This window comes from Brevibacillus sp. NRS-1366, assembly GCF_050467985.1.
Window position 1 is genome coordinate 105,955 of sequence record NZ_JBITPN010000045.1, and the last position, 16,197, is coordinate 122,151.

The 16,197-nt window shown below is 49.1% G+C and carries 14 protein-coding genes and 1 pseudogene; 13 read left to right on the plus strand and 2 right to left on the minus strand.

Features of this window, described 5'->3' with window-relative positions:
• Positions 1–96 precede the first annotated feature (96 nt).
• The gene (locus tag ACIFQN_RS28120) at positions 97–345 is read right to left on the minus strand and encodes a hypothetical protein (protein WP_429836348.1); all 249 of its coding nucleotides are present in this window, start codon (positions 343–345) and stop codon (positions 97–99) included.
• 488 nt (positions 346–833) lie between these two features.
• Between ACIFQN_RS28120 and ACIFQN_RS28125 the strand changes: the two genes are divergently transcribed.
• From ACIFQN_RS28125 to ACIFQN_RS28180, 12 genes are read left to right on the plus strand one after another with little or no spacing between them, the layout of a single operon-like run.
• Positions 834–2,186: a M20/M25/M40 family metallo-hydrolase gene (locus ACIFQN_RS28125; protein ID WP_429836349.1), complete on the plus strand. Its 1,353-nt coding sequence runs from the start codon at positions 834–836 to the stop codon at positions 2,184–2,186.
• Between the two features lie 4 nt (positions 2,187–2,190).
• Entirely contained in the window at positions 2,191–3,393 is a 1,203-nt protein-coding gene (locus ACIFQN_RS28130) for a M24 family metallopeptidase (RefSeq protein WP_429836350.1), read from the plus strand.
• A gap of 9 nt (positions 3,394–3,402) precedes the next feature.
• Positions 3,403–4,740 carry a M20/M25/M40 family metallo-hydrolase gene (locus ACIFQN_RS28135; protein ID WP_429836351.1) on the plus strand — a complete coding sequence of 446 codons (1,338 nt, stop codon included), beginning with the start codon at positions 3,403–3,405 and terminating at the stop codon, positions 4,738–4,740.
• Positions 4,741–4,753: 13 nt separating this feature from the next.
• Positions 4,754–5,929: a M24 family metallopeptidase gene (locus tag ACIFQN_RS28140; RefSeq protein WP_429836352.1), complete on the plus strand. Its 1,176-nt coding sequence runs from the start codon at positions 4,754–4,756 to the stop codon at positions 5,927–5,929.
• 33 nt (positions 5,930–5,962) lie between these two features.
• Positions 5,963–6,925, plus strand: a complete 963-nt coding sequence (locus ACIFQN_RS28145) for an ABC transporter permease (RefSeq protein ID WP_429836353.1) — start codon at positions 5,963–5,965, stop codon at positions 6,923–6,925.
• A 12-nt stretch (positions 6,926–6,937) separates the two neighbouring features.
• Entirely contained in the window at positions 6,938–7,864 is a 927-nt protein-coding gene (gene opp4C, locus ACIFQN_RS28150; protein ID WP_429836354.1) for an oligopeptide ABC transporter permease, read from the plus strand.
• 12 nt (positions 7,865–7,876) lie between these two features.
• Complete coding sequence (locus ACIFQN_RS28155; protein ID WP_429836355.1) at positions 7,877–9,565, plus strand: ABC transporter substrate-binding protein; 1,689 nt, start codon at positions 7,877–7,879, stop codon at positions 9,563–9,565.
• Entirely contained in the window at positions 9,565–10,632 is a 1,068-nt protein-coding gene (locus ACIFQN_RS28160) for a M24 family metallopeptidase (protein WP_429836356.1), read from the plus strand. Before ACIFQN_RS28155 ends, ACIFQN_RS28160 begins: the two co-directional genes overlap by 1 nt.
• Before the next feature lie 15 nt (positions 10,633–10,647).
• Positions 10,648–11,634 carry an ABC transporter ATP-binding protein gene (locus ACIFQN_RS28165; protein WP_429836357.1) on the plus strand — a complete coding sequence of 329 codons (987 nt, stop codon included), beginning with the start codon at positions 10,648–10,650 and terminating at the stop codon, positions 11,632–11,634.
• Between the two features lie 15 nt (positions 11,635–11,649).
• The gene (locus ACIFQN_RS28170; RefSeq protein ID WP_429836358.1) at positions 11,650–12,618 is read left to right on the plus strand and encodes an ABC transporter ATP-binding protein; all 969 of its coding nucleotides are present in this window, start codon (positions 11,650–11,652) and stop codon (positions 12,616–12,618) included.
• Between the two features lie 25 nt (positions 12,619–12,643).
• Entirely contained in the window at positions 12,644–13,786 is a 1,143-nt protein-coding gene (locus ACIFQN_RS28175; RefSeq protein WP_429836359.1) for an NAD(P)/FAD-dependent oxidoreductase, read from the plus strand.
• A 17-nt stretch (positions 13,787–13,803) separates the two neighbouring features.
• Complete coding sequence (locus ACIFQN_RS28180) at positions 13,804–14,283, plus strand: DUF3830 family protein (RefSeq protein WP_429836360.1); 480 nt, start codon at positions 13,804–13,806, stop codon at positions 14,281–14,283.
• Here ACIFQN_RS28180 and ACIFQN_RS28185 read toward each other — a convergent pair.
• Complete coding sequence (locus tag ACIFQN_RS28185; RefSeq protein WP_429836361.1) at positions 14,261–14,983, minus strand: Crp/Fnr family transcriptional regulator; 723 nt, start codon at positions 14,981–14,983, stop codon at positions 14,261–14,263. The two genes, ACIFQN_RS28180 and ACIFQN_RS28185, sit on opposite strands and share 23 nt — an antisense overlap.
• Positions 14,984–15,315: 332 nt before the next feature.
• Between ACIFQN_RS28185 and ACIFQN_RS28190 the strand changes: the two are divergent.
• A pseudogene (locus ACIFQN_RS28190) lies at positions 15,316–16,197 on the plus strand (protein prkA); the annotation flags it as partial.

Here is a 16,197-nt window from a genome sequence, read left to right on the forward strand (position 1 = left end):
GCGTACGGATTACGCAATGTATCGGTATATGAAGTCGGTCTAGGAAGAAGTGGTGACACAAAATGAGCAGGCCCTCTATGCAAGGGAGCCTGCTTTTCATTCTTCATTCACGGGTTTAACCCGAATAATTTCATTATTTTCCGATTTATCCATTGCAATTACGGAGAGCTCTTTCAATGACGTTTTGGATGAAATCGAGTCAGAGAATGCATTTTTCGATAAAGAAAGTGGAACAAGCTTTTTTTCCAGAACATAACTTGCTGCTTTTACGGTTTTGCTATAGGAGAAGGAAGATTTACTTACTTTCGCCGTAGCATTTTTTATTCCCGGAGCATTCAGCTTCACGGAGCTTACACTCGAATCAACTTTCCCTTTCACGGTTACCTTGATGGAGTCCTTTGAGAAAACAGCACTAGCTGTAAGAATGACTTCCAGTATCAGTTATGATGACTTTTCCCCATTGGTTGCTAAAGCAAAAAGGTTGGGGGCCTTTAGGGATGTTATATCCACTTACAGTAACTGTATAGGTTCCTTTTTGGGGTTTTTCGATAAATACTTGTTCTACGTTGTTGAGATTGTCATTTCCACGGCGTCCAAATCCCATGCGTGCAAGATTTTCCTGTAGATCATCTGCTCCTGAAATGATGAGTGCTTTTAAAAGAGCCCGCTTGGATTCTTCGTTTCGTTTTCTTGTAGATGTTTTCGGATTTGAGCAACTCTGTAAAATATTTTACCCATGCCCTTCTTTCAGCTATGGTAAGATCGTGAAAAATTCAAATATTACCAAATATTAAAACATCTCGTCGGATAAGCAGTGAAAAAGGACTGATCCCATGTCGATCCAATGGCAGCAAGTAAAAGCCGAAGCAGCCGGCTATTTGCAAAAGCTGATTCAAATCAATACGACGAATCCTCCAGGAAATGAGTTGGCGGCAGCGCGCTATCTGGCAGAGCTTGCCCGGGAAAACGGCCTAGATGCCCACATTCAAGAAACCGCAGACGGGAGGGGCAATCTTCTGATCTCCTTTCAGCAACGGGCAGCCCAAGCGATGACAGACCCCAGTCGCAGCTCTCTGCTTTTGCTCTCTCATCTCGACGTAGTCGGTGCAGATGAGAAGGATTGGGATATTGCCCCTTTTTCCGGTGAGATTGTCGATGATGTCCTGTGGGGACGCGGAACAATTGACACCAAGCAGTTAACGATTATGGAGCTGATGGCGCTCATTCTCCTAAAAAGGGATAACCGTACATTCGCAAATGACATTTTGCTGGTAGCCACAGCGGATGAAGAGAGCGGAAGCACATATGGCCTGCTGAAGCTGCTGGAAGAGCAGGGTGAAATCTTTCGTGACAAGCACGTAATTAGTGAAGGGGGCGGTTTCCCCATCCTTGTAAACGAAGTTCCCCACTACCTCTGCGAAACGGGCCAGAAGGGAATTTGCCAGATTTTCTTTCATGTGGAAAACAGTCAGTCGACACCCTATTACGTGGACAATCGCCCCATGCATGCGGCGGCCCAGCTCGTTCAACGAATTACTGAGGCTCGTTGGGGGAATTCACCGCCAAAAACAACGCAATACCTCGTAGATGAACTATTGAGAAGCTGTCAGTTGGATGAGGCGAAGACTGCTTCGATGGAGGAGAAATTGCACCTCCTTAAGCCGTACGTCAGCCCGTTCATGACAAACGTATTGCGTGCGATGACAGAAAATACGATGGCGCCAACGATATGGAAGGGTGGCAGGCTTGCGAGACAGCCCCTAGGTGAAGCAGTCATCCATGTAGACTGCCGTCTGTTGCCTGGTGTTACGAGGGAACAAGTCGAAGAAAAGCTCTCGCAATTGGTGCAAGACCTGCCTGTTTCCTGGCAAATCGAGAGCTTCACCCAAGGCTACGAATCCGATTTCGAAAGTCCGTTGTTTGCTATTTTTGACCAACGGATACGATCCGAGATTGCGGGAAGCAAAGTAGTGCCATTTATCGCCACCGGCAGTAGTGATGGTCGCCATCTGCTTCCATATCAATCGCGCGTGTTTGGTTTTTCTCCCATGCTGCCTGATGTCACATTTGAAAAGGTGCTTCCGATGGTGCACGGGATCAATGAACGTATCCCGCTGGACTCACTTGTGTTTGGAATCAAGATATTATACGAATCAATCGGCCAGTTCATGGCGAGAGGAGAGTAATCAGATGGTGCAGGAACAATATCGGATTGCGAAAGAAAAGCTCGATCATGCCGCAACTCTCCTGGAAAAGGCGGGAGTAGATTCCTGGCTGGTGTTGACTAGAGAGGGGTCGGACCCAAGCATGCCGTTGCTGTTTGGTATCCGCTCGTTTCACACGGCAGCTATTTTTATCAATCGAAATGGACGGCATAAAGTCATCTCGACCGTAAGCGATAAAGGAAACTATGAGGGAACCGGGCTGTTTGCCGAAGTGATTCCTTATTACTCCAGTCTAGATGGGGTATTTATTCAGGAGTTGGAGAAGCTCGCTCCGCAAAAGCTGGCCCTCAATATTTCCAGTCACGATCATTTATGCGACGGATTGACACTCGGGTTGTACTTGTGGCTGGAAGAGTTGCTGGGCAAGGAACGTTTGCAAGCGATTGAGGTATCGAGTGAAGAGATCTTAAAAGAGCTGCGCAGCGTAAAGTCTCCTGCCGAGATTGCGTGCATTCAACAAGCGATAGACTACACGATCGAAATTTACGAGGAAGTATTTTCCCAGATTGTTTGCGGCATGACGGAAATCGAGATTGGGGAGCTGTTCGTGCAGGGAATGAAAAAGCGCGGCCTTTCCAATGGCTTGGGACATCCGCATGATCCGCCACTGGTTTGCACGGTACGAAATGGTCTGGCCCATCGGAAGCCGGGAGATCACAAGACGATTCCAGGCGATATCGTCATCATCGATTTTTCACTCAAGTACAAAGAATACGTCTCGGACATTGCCCGAACGGTATACTTACTGCAGCCGGGGGAAACAGAGGCGCCCGAGGAGATCAGACGCGCATTCCAGACGGCGATTGAAGCGATCACTACGGCGATTGATTTCATCCGACCGGGCGTGAAGGGCTACGAGGTGGACACGAAAGCCCGTCAAGTGATTGAAGCAGCGGGCTACCCGACGATTCGCCATTCCACAGGACATCAGGTAGGCAGGGAAACGCATGATGGAGGAACGACGCTGGGGCCGCGCCGCACACCGCCTAGACCGGCAGTTGAAGGGATCGTGCAGGCGGGGGAGATTTACGCCATCGAACCAACTGTCATCCAAGACGATGGATTGCCCTGCATCCTTGTAGAAGAGAATGTCCTCATTACCGATCAGGGAGCAAAAATTTTAAGTAAAAGACAGGTGGAGCTTGTCACAATCGCTTGTGAATCATAGGAGGAAATCATGTCTTCGATCGAGTGGACGAACGGTCTGGAAGAGGAAGTGGTGACACGCTTCAAAGAGCTGATCAGGATCAATACGTCGGCTCCCTCGGGAAATGAGACAGAAGCGGCGCTTTATCTCGCAGAGGTGCTGGCATCTGAGGGGATCGAGAGTACGATCGTCGAGAGCGAGCCGGGACGTGGGAATCTTCTCGCCAAGATAAAAGGAGGTCAAGAACCCCCGATCCTTTTGATATCTCACCTGGATGTGGTAGCAGCTGGCGAGGAACAATGGATTCATCCGCCTTTTTCCGCTGTAGAAGAAGATGGCTGGATTTTCGGGAGAGGCGCCCTGGATACCAAAAATCTCGTCGTCATGGAGCTGATGGCCCTCATCCTGCTGAAGCGAGCGGCCGTGGAAAGCAACAGGGATGTGAATTTCATTGCCACAGCTGATGAGGAGCAAGGCAGCAGGTTGGGGATGAAATACCTCATTCAGCACTATCCACAGTGGTTTCCAAAAGGATGGGTGATCAATGAAGGCGGCGGCTTCTACTTATCCGCTGGAGGTAGGGACTACATGCTCTACACGGCTGGTGAGAAGGGCGTATGCAGAGCCACATTGTTTGCTGCAGGGCAAGGTGGTCATGCTTCTTGCCCGCCTGAGGAGCAGGCCATCCAAAAGCTTGCGAAGGCAATTGCGTACATCACAGCTTATACCTTCCCGGAAGAGGTCGTCGGAGTGGGCAAGCACTTTTTCGATAAGGTGTGCAAAGGCAAAGCGACGGAGGCTCCAACTGATAGCCTGACGGTTGCGGATGCTGCAGACACTGCGGACGTTATGGACGCAACTCTGCAAAATTTGCGTCAGTATGTCCTGAAAAACAGTGTCGCTGTAAATAGCGTGCAGGTCGGGGAACGGATTAATGTCATCGCTTACAAAGCTCAGGCACAGCTCGAATTTCGGCTTTTGCCGCATGTTAAGCAAGCGTACGTGGAGGAACTGCTGCAAAAGTGGTGCGGGGAATTTGGACTCCGTTATCAGATCGACAGCTTCGAAGGGGGCTTTGAGAGCCGACTTGACGACTCGGTTGTCATGAACCAATTTGAACACTTTTTGCGCCAGCATGATCCGCAAGTCACACTGCTCCCGATTCTTGCCCTAGGCAGAACGGACGGACGCTTTCTAGGAACACAAGGATCTGACGTATATGGTTTTTCTCCGCTACTAAAAGAGTTGCCCTTTGCTGATGTCCTGCAAAAAGTACATAACCCGAACGAAGCGATCACAGTCAGCTCCCTATTGTTTGGTACCCAGATGATTGCCGAAACATTACGACAAATCTGTTTGGAATCGTGAGGTGGAATGGTAGATGGAATATGTCATCAATCAACAAAAAATGGAGCAAGCCGTGCAGTATTTACAGGACAGTGATATCGACATGTGGCTGATCTTGACCAGTGAGGGAAGCGATCCTTGCCTGCCGTTGATTACAGGAGTGAAATCAGTGGGGCCAGCCGCGTTTATCATTTGCAAGGACGGCCAAAAGTACGCCATGTGCAGCAGCATAGACGCACAGGATATCGAGGAATCAAACTTGTTTGATCAGGTGCTGAAATATCCCACGGAATTAAGTCAAACCTTGCAAGCGTTTGTGGCAGAACAACAGCCGAAAACGATCGCACTGAATTACTCGCGCAAGGAAAACCTGGCTGATGGGTTGACGACGGGCCGCTATCGCTGGCTCTGCGATGTATTGAAGGACTGCTTCACAGGTGATCTTGTCTCAGCGGAATCCTTTTTGGAAAAATTGCGAAGCATCAAGACGGCGCTAGAGGTAGAAAGAATCAAGCAAGCAATTGTCATTACGCAGGAAATTTACGAAGAGATTTTTGCGCAATTGCAGGTAGGCATGTCAGAAATCGAAATCGGGCAGTTGTTTGTCCGGGCCATGGAGAAGCGAGAGGTAGTTAACGGGGTAGACCGCACGCTTTCCATGCCGATCGTGATGAAAGAGCGCATCGCTCATCGCCCTCCAGGTGAAGCCATTGTAGCTTCAGGGGATCTGCTGATCATGGATTTCGCCGTTGATTATAAGGGTTATGTCTCCGATATTGCCCGAACCGTGTACTTCCTCAAACCGGGTGAAACCAAAGCACCAGCACATATCCAAGCAGCCTTCGATGCAGCACATGCGGCAATCACGGCGGCTGGAAAAGCTTTGAAGCCCGGGGTTCAAGGTTACGAGGTAGATTTGGTCGCCCGCAACCTGCTGCTGGAGAGAGGGATGCCGGAAATTACGCATGCCACTGGACATCAAATCGGCAGGGACGTTCATGATGGGGGTACGTTACTTGGTCCGCGATGGGAGCGGTATGGCCATGCACCATATGGAGTGGTGGAGGCAGGCATGGTGTTTACGTTGGAACCAACCATTTTGCCGGAGGACGGACCGACTTTTATCGTCGAGGAAAATGTCCTCGTTACAGAAACAGGTATCGAATACCTCAGTGTACGACAGGACGAACTCATTCTCATTCAATCATAATTGGTAGAAATGCCAATAAGGCGGTGATACAACATGGGAAGCTATATTTTTCGTCGGCTCTTGCAAGCTGTTCCCATCATAATCGGAATTACGTTACTTACCTTTTTCATTATGCAGCTGGCGCCCGGGAATCCGATGCAAACGATGATCAATCCAAAAATCCCGCTGAGCGAGATGCAAAAAGTGCAAGAGGAGCTCGGCTTCAACAAGCCGGTCGTCTATCAGTACTTCAATTGGCTGAAAGAAATTTTGCAGGGAAATCTCGGTTATACGATCAAAACAGGTCAACCCGTTACGCAATTGATTATCGAACGATTGCCAGCGACATTGCTGCTTACGTGTACGGCCTTTTTGCTCAGCTTTGTCATCGGGATTCCACTAGGTGTTTATTCCGCGTTATACCGCAACAAAACGCCTGATTATATGTTAACGGTAGTCTCCCTGGTGGGTATTTCCATCCCGTCGTTTTTCTTTGGATTGGGACTGATTTTTCTCTTTGCCCTAAAGCTCGGATGGTTTCCTACCTCGGGGATGAAAACAATCGGGAAAGACTTCAGCGGTATAGCCTTGTTCATCGACTATGCCAAACATATCATTTTACCGGCCGCGGTATTGGCGCTGCCTACAGTTGCGGTTGTCATGCGATTTACGCGATCCAGCCTTCTGGAGGTCTTCTCGTTGGATTTTATCCGGACGGCACATGCCAAAGGTCTCAATAAGCGAGTGGTTATTTTTAAACATGCCCTGCGCAATGCATTAATTCCTGTTATCACGATTTTTGGGCTTTCCATTCCGTTTCTGTTTGGTGGTGCTTATATCACAGAACACATTTTTAACTGGCCAGGAATGGGGAGTCTCGGGATCTCCGCGATTGTGGGCCGTGAATATCCGGTGATCATGGCATTGAATCTGTTTACCTCGATTCTGGTGCTTGTAGGCAACTTGATCGCAGATATTTCCTATGCATGGGCTGATCCGCGGATTCGCTATTCGTAAGGGGAGATGAAAATGAGCCAAAATGCAGAACTCGCAAGCAATACCTCCGTAAATGGACCCATCTCTTACCTGAAAAAAGACAGTATCGTCGCAGAAGCCTGGAAACGATTCAAAAAGAACAAATTGGCGATGATCGGGGCCGTTATCCTCTGTGTGCTCGTCATGGCTGCCGTGCTGGCACCGCTCTTTGCACCGCATGATCCGTATTCATCGGTAAAAAATGAGGCAGGCATGCTGAATGTGTTGGCAAAGCCGTCCAGCGAGCATTGGCTAGGAACAGACAGTCTGGGACGGGATATTTTCAGCAGGCTGATCTACGGAGGCCGAATTTCACTCAGCGTCGCTTTGGTTGCTGTTGCTATCTCAACCTGTATCGGTGTTGTACTCGGCTTGCTCGCTGGGTATTACGGAAAATGGGTGGATACGATCATCATGCGCATTACCGATATCGTCATCTGTTTTCCAGTTCTCTTCCTCGTGATCTCCGTTTCTACCATGCTGGAGCCGAATATTTACAACGTCATGATCATCATTGGGTTGGTTGGCTGGACGACGATGACTCGTTTGGTGCGGGGAGAGGTGCTTCGCATCAGGGAGATGGAGTATGTGGAAGCGGTCCGGGCACTGGGACAAAACAACCTGGTCATCGTGTTTAAGCACATTCTGCCGAACATTATGGCACCGATTACAGTTCAGGCTACATTGCAAACAGCGGAAGCAATTCTTACAGAATCAGCCTTGAGCTTTCTCGGTGTTGGAGTGCAGCAGCCGATCCCTAGCTGGGGAAATATGCTGCAGGATGCCACCTCAATTATGGTGCTTCAATTCAAGCCGTGGATTTGGGCTCCTCCGGGAATTGCCATTCTCTTGACGATCCTCTCCATCAATCTGGTTGGAGATGGCATGCGTGATGCACTTGATCCAAAGACAAAAAACTAGGGGGTAACACAGGTGAAAAAAGGATCTTTTCTTGCACTCTTGCTTGCGGCTGTTCTCTCAATCACAGCGGGCTGTGCTTCTACAGCCAGCCCGCAGCCACAAGCTCCAGCCGATTCCGGTGAAGCAGCAGCGCCCAAAGAAGGCGGCAGCCTCACCATCGCTTCTGAAAGTGAGCCCGGCAATCTCAATCCGCATATATGGCCGACTTCATCGGATACGTTTGTGACGCACATGATTTTTGATTCCCTGGTCATTCCCGACAAGGAGTTGAAAATGGTCGGCAGCTTGGCAGAAAAATGGGATGTTTCCGAAGACGGGAAAACATATACCTTTCATCTTCAAAAGAATGTGAAGTGGCACGATGGAACACCGTTTACCGCAAAAGACGTTGCCTTTACCTTTGCTTCGCTCGCCAAGCCGGAATACGATGCTGGTGGTTACTGGCGAGTATCTCCTGTAGTCGGAGCAGAAGAAGTGCATGCAGGCAAAGCACAAGACGTGAGTGGAATCAAGGTGATTGACGACAACACGATCTCGTTTACGACGACCGATAAATTCGCACCGTTCATCTCAGGGCTGTTTATCGGAATTGTTCCCGAGCATATCTTGAAAGACGTGTCGCCAAAAGAATGGGCGAAACATGCCTTTAATCGAAATCCTGTAGGAACGGGCTCATTCCAGTTCGTCAAATGGGAATCAGGACAGTACATCGAGCTAAAAGCAAATAAAGAGTACTTCAAGGGAGCGCCCAAGCTGGACAAGATCGTGGCACGCTTTGGAGATACAAACACAATGCTGGCTGCCTTCATTAATAAAGAGGTCGATCTCGCTCCCGTGCCGATTGCCGAAATTCCTTCTGTACAATCACTCGACTACGCGGATTTGAAGCTCTCCAATGACCTGACCATGTACTACGTCGGATTCAATGCACTCAACGAGCATTTCCAAGACAAAAAAGTGCGCCAGGCACTGGCTTATGGAGTTGATAAACAGTCGATTGTGGGTTCGATTCTGGGTGAATATGGGAAAGTCTCGTTCGATGTCTTTCCTTCCAACCATTGGTCGCATAATCCAAACGTATCGCAGTATGCGTATGATCCAGCAAAAGCGGAGGCGCTGCTGCAGGAAGCGGGATATGCGAAAAACGGAAAAGGCATCTATGAAAAAAACGGCAAGGAACTGACGTTTACACTGGAAGTGCCGACTGGGAAAACCGAACGTGAAAAAACGGCTGCTCTCTTAAAGCAAAACTTTGAAAAGATCGGCGTCAAAATGGAGCTGCGCGCCCTCGATTTCCCTACACTGGTCACCAAGCTGTTGCCGAAAAATACGGACGGTACGCAGCGAAAAGTAACAGCAGCCGATTACCATGCGTACATTCTCGGCTTTGGTGTGGAAGCAGACCCGGATGAATATCGCAGCTACTTTGGCAGCAAATACATGCCGCCGAACGGATACAATTTCGTCAGCTATTCCGATCCGCAGGTGGATCAGCTACTGGAACAGCAAGTGGCCGAGGTCGATCTGGAAAAACGGAAAAATCTCATTTGGGAAGTGGGCAAGAAGCTGGCAGAGGACGAAATCTGGATTCCGCTGTACGAACAACAATCGCCATATGTAGCGAACAAGCGGCTGGGGGGATTTGATCCTGATTTCCGCGGTCCTACGTTTAACGCGAAGGATTGGTCGGTGAGCCAATAATGGGCAAGAACAGACTGGAACAAATACGCAAAGCCATCAGGGAAAAAGGCGTTGACGCTTTTTTCATCCAAGCGTCAAACAACGTCAAGTACTTCTCAGGCTTTACCGGCAGTAGTGGATACCTCTTGATTACATCGACAAAAGCGGTCCTCATTACCGATCAGCGCTACACCGAACAAGCGAAGCAGGAAGCGGCGAGTTGGACGATTTTTATACACGGGTTGGACCCATTTGCAACGATTGCCGAGGCGGTCAGCCAGCTGGGGATTTCCAGTATCGCCTATGAGTCCAAGGAAATGACGGACTTTCAGATTACAGCGCTTCGCCGGGAAATCAGCGCGGCCCAGTGGGTCCCTTGTGTAGATGTGTGCATTCAGCTTCGTGCGGTGAAAGATGACGAAGAGGTGGCATACATTCAAACTGCGCTGAAAATTGCCGAGAACGCGTTGGATGAAGTTTGTAACTTTATCCGTCCTGGTGTGAGCGAGCGTGATCTTGCGGTCGAACTGGAAATCCTCATGCGAAGGCTCGGCAGCGAGGCTCCGGCATTCGATACGATTGTTGCAGCTGGCACCAATTCTGCACTACCCCATGCGAAACCGACGGAGAGAACGATTCAGCATAATGACCTTATCGTGATTGACTTCGGCGCTACGTGGAAGGGATACCGGTCGGATATTACGCGAACCGTTATCGTTGGCGAATTAAAGCCCGAGCAGCAAAATCTGTTTGATAGTGTACATCGCGCGCTGGAGCTGTCTGTGGCAGGTATCAAGCCAGCGGCAACGTGTCATGAGCTGGATAAGCTGGCGCGTGACGTGTTTACCCTGGCAGATCTCGAAGCGTACAGCTTGCGGGGATTGGGACATGGCGTTGGCTTGGATATACACGAATATCCCCGTGTAGTGATGAATAACCCAGCGCAGATTGAGCCGGGTATGTTGTTCACAGTCGAGCCGGGTTTATATGTACCAAACGTCGGTGGAGTCAGGATTGAAGACATGGTCCTGGTGACAGAACAAGGATGTCAGGTGCTGACACAAACACCACGAGTGATCAGGCTGTAGGAAGCAGGTGGTACTATGAGTGAAAATTTACTGGAGATTAAACAGCTCTGTACCGGTTTTTACACGGAGGATGGATTTCTCCCAGCACTTGATAAGGTCAGTCTTATGTTGAAAAAAGGGGAGACCTTGGGCGTTGTAGGCGAGTCAGGCAGTGGCAAGAGCTTGACTTCGCTGGCGATCATCAACCTGATCCCCTCCCCTGGAAAATCTGTGAGCGGTGAGATTTTATTCAAGGGCAAAAATCTGCTGGAGCTGCGTGAAGAAGAGATTCGCGCCATCCGGGGCAATGAGATTTCAATGATCTTTCAGGAGCCGATGACTTCGTTGAACCCCGTTTATTCCGTAGGCGAGCAAATTATGGAGGTGCTTCGCCTCCACCAGCAATTGGATAAAAAAGCGGCGCGGGAGAAAACGATCGACATGCTACGGCTAGTAGGAATCCCTTCCCCTGAGAAAAGAGTGAACGATTACCCGCATCAGCTTTCCGGGGGGATGAGACAGAGGGTCATGATTGCCATGGCTCTCTCCTGCCAGCCTGATCTACTGATCGCAGATGAACCAACGACTGCGCTGGATGTGACGACTCAGGCCCAAATTCTCGATCTGATGCGTGATTTAAAGGATCGTTTGCAAACCTCCATACTTCTGATTACGCACGATCTGGGTGTGGTTGCCGAAGCAGCCGATCATGTAGCAGTCATGTACGCTGGAAAAGTGGTGGAATATGCAGAGGTCAGACGCTTTTTCCGCCAGCCGCTTCATCCGTACTCCCAGGGACTGATGAATTCTATCCCTACACTGGAACAGACCCGCGAGCGCTTGCAAGCAATCAGAGGTGTCGTACCTACCTTGCGTGAAATGCCAAAGGGGTGTCGCTTTTGTACCAGATGCGATGAAAAGCAGAATCTCTGTGAAATAGAAGAGCCGCCGCTGATCGAATATGAGGGGAGTCAGGTCAGTTGCTGGAAGTACACAGAGCGGTGGGAATCGTCACAGACGTAAGGAGAGGACCAAGCGATGCAGAAAGAAAACATACTCGAAGTGAAAAATCTCGTCAAATGGTTCCCCATGAAAAAAGGGCTCTTTTCCAAGACGAATAGTTATTTGAAAGCGGTGGATAACGTCAGTTTTTCCATTCCACGTGGGGAAGTGTTGGGACTTGTCGGTGAGTCCGGTTGCGGGAAATCGACGACAGGCCGGGCAATCCTGCGCTTAATTGAAGCGACAAAAGGCGAGGTCATGCTGGATGGACAGGATTTATATCGTCTGAATAAAAAAGCGCTCAAAGAAAAGCGAAAAGACATGCAAATCGTTTTTCAGGACCCTTATGCCTCGCTCAATCCCCGCCTGACAATTCGCAGCATCATTGGAGAAGCGATCAAGCTGCATCAGGTAGTCGGTGAGAATGAGCGAGAAGCGTTCATGGAGGATTTGCTCTATGAGGTAGGATTGGGGAAGCATTTTCTGGATCATTTTCCGCACCAGTTTTCGGGTGGTCAACGTCAACGGATCGGGATTGCTAGGGCACTTGCTGTCAGACCCAAGCTAGTGGTCATGGATGAAGCGGTATCAGCTCTTGATGTTTCTGTACAGGCACAGGTGCTCAATCTGTTTCAGGATTTGCAGCAAAAATACGGCCTTACTTATTTGTTTATTACACACAATTTGAGTGTGGTAAAGCATATTTCCAATCGGATCGCGGTGATGTACTTAGGCCAGATTGTGGAGATAGCAGACAAAGACGATTTTTTCCAAAATCCACAGCATCCGTATACACGAGCCTTAATCAGTGCGATCCCGTCCTCCAATCCGGAATTCAAGCGGGAGAGAATTCTGTTAAAAGGAGATTTGACCAGCCCTGTCGATCCGCCAGCGGGTTGCCGATTTTTTTCCAGATGTCCCGAAGCAGAGGCTATCTGCAAAGAAATCCAGCCAGTTCAGAAGGAGATCGGGAATCAGCATTACGTAGCTTGTCATTTTAGATAATACCGTAGGAGAGGGAGGCATCATCTTGAGAGAAAACGCGGAAATCGTCATTGTCGGCGCGGGGGTAATTGGCTGCTCCATCGCCTATTTTCTAGCAAAGAAAGGCTATTCGGATATCGTGGTGATTGATAAGGGAGGGATCTCCTCAGGAATAACGGGTATTTGTCCCGGTGGTGTCAGGCAGCAATGGGGGACGGAAATCAACTGCCTGATGTCGAAGGCAGCCACTCAATTTTATGGGCGGATTAACGACGAGCTGGAGCCGGAATATGAAATCATGTTCCGTCAGGTAGGCTATTTGTACTTGTTCCATAGTGAACAGGCAGCCCAAAACTATCAACCGAGTATTCACCTGCAAAACAGTTTGGGTATCCCGACCAAGATGATCAGTCCGGAGGAAGTCAGAGAAATTGTTCCGGGCGTGAATACAGACACATTTTTGTCTGCTTCATTCTGTCCAACCGATGGATTTGCCGACGATGCTTATCATGTGACCAACAGCTTTGCAGCAGCAGCCAAACGACTCGGGGTCCGTTTTATTCTGGATGAGGTTCCGCAAGTTCTCGTGGAAAAAGATCAGGTAGTGGGCGTACAAACGGGGCGGGGAAGAATCGATTGCAGAGTGGTCGTCAATGCAGCCGGACTCGGATCAAAAGAACTGGCTGCAACGATTGGAGTGGAGATCCCGATTGAGCCAGAGGTTCGCCGGATTTTGTATACCAATCGGATAGAGGAGCGCCTTTTAGAACCGCTGCTAATATCATTTGAAAGAGGTTTCGCGGCGAAGCAACTGACGGACGGCACGATCTATCTGAGCTATTTAGGGAATGACATGAAGCCGCCATACCATAGCTTTGACTACCAGATGAAGGCAGCAGAAATCGGCATGGAGCTGTTTCCTCCCCTGGCACAAGTAGAGTTCCGGACCCATGTGGACGGCACCTACGACAGTACACCTGACCATCAGGCGATTCTGGGCAGCGTGGATGAAGTAACGGGATACTATCAGGCGATTGGAATGAGTGGGCATGGCTTTATGATGGCACCTGCGATCGGAGAAACCATAGCAGATACGATCATTGGAAATACACCCACTATCGATATCACACCGCTTCATCTGAACCGTTTTCGCCAAAATGCGTTGATTCCAGAACCGAGGGTGGTCTAATGGAAGGAAGAGAAAATATGCCAAATCAGATTAAACTATCGTTTCCAGAACATCAGGTTGAGATATGGGCAGATTTGTTAACGGAAAAAGCGCCGATTACGTGCAAGGCGATTTGGGAGATACTCGAATCTCCTTTGCAAATTTTTTGCAAGCACGCGATGTACACGGGAAAGGAGCTGTCCATCCAATTGCCGCAGGAGCGCTGCGTTGCAACGCCGCTGCATGAAATTGTTCCGGAAAATCAAACGTGCTTTCCTGCGGTAGGCGATCTCTTGTTTACCTTCATGCCGCCATTTGCCTGGAACGGTATCCCGCAGGCGATCTATGATCTGGGGTGCTTTTACGGTCAAGATTGCCGAACCTTTTTCCCTATGGGCTGGGTGCCAGGAAACCGATTTGCGGTCATTAGGCCAAGCGACCTTGAGGCTTTTGCCTACATGGGTGCCAAGGCGATACAGGAAGGTCAGCAAACGATCATGCTTCAGCGTGCTTACTGAGCTTCCATGTTTCATCTTGAACGAGTGCTTCCAGGCGACGCAGGTCCGTTATCACATAATACTTGTCTTGTTTAACAAGGATGTGGTGTCGTTCCAGCCATTTGAGCGTGTTGATCACAGTTATCCGCGTCGTGCCCACGAGATTAGCCACCTCTTGATGCGTAAAGGTAGTGGTAATCTTGATCTGGTCATGTTCAAGGGGAGAGCCGTAATTGAGCGCCAGTTGAATTAAGGTGGCACAAATGCGATGCGGTGCTTTGCTGTAGCTGAGCTGTAAGGATTGGGCGCACAGTAAGCGGTATTTACGACTCTCAAAATGGAGCAACTGCTCTACTAGATGAAAGTTTTCCTTTAGTAATTCTCTGAACGCTCTGATGCTTGTCTTGTAGAGGAGCGTTTTAGAAACCGTAATAGCGCTCGTAGTATGGGGCAGATTACTTAAGGCGTCGTATTCTCCAATCAAGCCGTTTTTTCCGATAAAGGCCAAAGCCTTTTCTTCACCGGATGGCGTGCTGGCATAGAGGCATACTCTGCCACTTGCAATCAAATACAGGGAATCGGCTATGTCGTCCTGCTCGAAGATCATGGTGTCCTTTTTACATTCCATCGGGGTTCCGACTTTTTTCAAAAGATCCCATTGGTTTGGCAAGTTTTCCAGCCATGGGGTCGCTTGATATACTTCTCTGATGGATTCTAACAATGTATCCACCTCTGCTGTTAGAAAATTATGAAAGAATGGTTGCTAGAAAGGATTATATCATAGCCTTGGTTGAACAGGGGAAATAGCTTTAGGAAAGGGGGGGGGGAGTCACCCTCTCCTACTCGATTTTGAAAGATCTTGCATATACGACAAAAAAACAGAAAATTCCGCGTAATAATGGTATAATAGGAATAAGACAGGTCAACATCATAATAGCGAACAAGGCCCTCCATCCACTTGCGATTGATCTAAGACATCTTTGGCGGTATGTGTGATACGAGGGCCTTTTTGGCATCCTGTCTGAATATTGATCTGCCAAGGAGGGAAGAACGATGAGCATTTTGGACAAGCTGACAACCTACCGGGCTGAAAAGAAACAGCTTCAATGGGAAGGAACGTTTTTGGACTATCTCCACCTCGTCAAACAACGGCCGATGATTGCCCAGCACGCTCACGCTCGCATTTTCAACATGATCCAGTCAGCAGGCAGTGAAAAATTAGGTGACATGTCAAGCTATCCATTTTTTGATAAAGAGTTGTTTGGATTGGAAGAAGCGGTTCAAAAACTGGTCGAGGAGTACTTTCAACCAGCAGCCAAGCGGCTGGATGTCCGGAAACGGTTGCTTCTGCTGATGGGGCCTGTCAGCGGTGGGAAATCGACGATTGTAACCATGTTGAAAAAGGGCCTTGAGGCGTACTCGCGCACTGACGAAGGTGCAGTCTACGCGATCAAAGGCTGCCCGATGCATGAAGAACCGCTTCACCTGATTCCAGAGTCCTTGCGTGAAGAGTTTGTCGCTGAGTATCGTGTGCATGTCGAAGGCACACTGTGCCCCGTCTGCCGCTTCCGCCTAGAGCAAGAATTTGACGGCGACATTGAACGCGTCCCTGTTGTCAGGGTACTGCTCTCTGAACAGAATCGAATCGGAATTGGCACATTCGCCCCGTCTGACCCAAAGTCACAGGATATTGCCGATCTCACGGGCAGCATGGATTTCTCGACTATTGGGGAATACGGTTCTGAATCAGATCCGAGAGCGTACCGTTTTGACGGGGAATTGAACAAAGCCAACCGGGGCCTAATGGAATTTCAAGAAATGCTCAAGTGCGATGAGAAATTTTTATGGAACCTGCTTTCCTTGACCCAAGAAGGAAATTTCAAGGCTGGCCGGTTCGCCCTTATCTCCGCGGACGAACGCGTTATATACTCATAT

Coding starts and splice junctions, on each gene's coding strand:
- ACIFQN_RS28140 (WP_429836352.1), top strand. CDS start 4,754: ATGGAATATGTCATCAATCAACAAAAAATGGAGCAAGCCGTGCAGTAT.
- ACIFQN_RS28145 (WP_429836353.1), top strand. CDS start 5,963: ATGGGAAGCTATATTTTTCGTCGGCTCTTGCAAGCTGTTCCCATCATA.
- ACIFQN_RS28125 (WP_429836349.1), top strand. CDS start 834: ATGTCGATCCAATGGCAGCAAGTAAAAGCCGAAGCAGCCGGCTATTTG.
- ACIFQN_RS28130 (WP_429836350.1), top strand. CDS start 2,191: ATGGTGCAGGAACAATATCGGATTGCGAAAGAAAAGCTCGATCATGCC.
- ACIFQN_RS28165 (WP_429836357.1), top strand. CDS start 10,648: ATGAGTGAAAATTTACTGGAGATTAAACAGCTCTGTACCGGTTTTTAC.
- ACIFQN_RS28170 (WP_429836358.1), top strand. CDS start 11,650: ATGCAGAAAGAAAACATACTCGAAGTGAAAAATCTCGTCAAATGGTTC.
- ACIFQN_RS28160 (WP_429836356.1), top strand. CDS start 9,565: ATGGGCAAGAACAGACTGGAACAAATACGCAAAGCCATCAGGGAAAAA.
- ACIFQN_RS28135 (WP_429836351.1), top strand. CDS start 3,403: ATGTCTTCGATCGAGTGGACGAACGGTCTGGAAGAGGAAGTGGTGACA.
- opp4C (WP_429836354.1), top strand. CDS start 6,938: ATGAGCCAAAATGCAGAACTCGCAAGCAATACCTCCGTAAATGGACCC.
- ACIFQN_RS28180 (WP_429836360.1), top strand. CDS start 13,804: ATGCCAAATCAGATTAAACTATCGTTTCCAGAACATCAGGTTGAGATA.